1 protein-coding gene is annotated in these 463 nt (G+C 42.5%); it reads right to left on the bottom strand.

All coding sequences use genetic code 11. The annotated features are described in order from the left end of the window. The coding region (locus IAQ59_RS22155) for a DUF7149 domain-containing protein (protein ID WP_209333030.1) at positions 1-328 on the bottom strand (328 nt) is incomplete at its 3' end. Positions 329-463 lie beyond the last annotated feature (135 nt).

The raw sequence follows: 463 nt of genomic DNA, 5'->3' as shown, positions 1-463 counted from the left end.
TGAGGGCGTTAAACCCGATCATCTCACTCTTATTGGTGGGTTTCTTGGTTTCCAAGATCACGCCCACCGGGCTTTTGCCATCCTTTCCATTATGGATAACCAGATCGTTTCTCCCTTTGGTATTGATGGAGAAATCCGGTTCATAATAGGTTCTTTTTAGGAAGTCCGCGACCAGATTCTTGTGAAACTCTTCGGATTCCGCTTCATTGATTTGATCAAGTAAGCGGATGAGGTTGGATTTAAAGACCTCTATCTGCGCCCGTACAGGCTTTACTTTCAAAAATGCCTTGTTTAATGCCTGCCTAGGTTTGAAAATCTTTTGATTCATGTTGCGAGATTAGATCCAGAAAAATACCAAGAACTAAGTTGCCTGTTTTTGCCGGGATTTGCAACAAAAAACGGACTTGTATATCGCATACCACAGATACACCGGTTTTTGCCGCTAGAAGATCACTTTTTGGTC

Source organism: Lunatimonas salinarum, assembly GCF_017811155.1.
In the GTDB taxonomy this organism is placed as follows: Bacteria; Bacteroidota; Bacteroidia; order Cytophagales; family Cyclobacteriaceae; genus Lunatimonas; species Lunatimonas salinarum.
The sequence above is the reverse complement of the archived record's forward strand: the minus strand, read 5'-3'. Positions and strand labels throughout refer to the sequence as shown.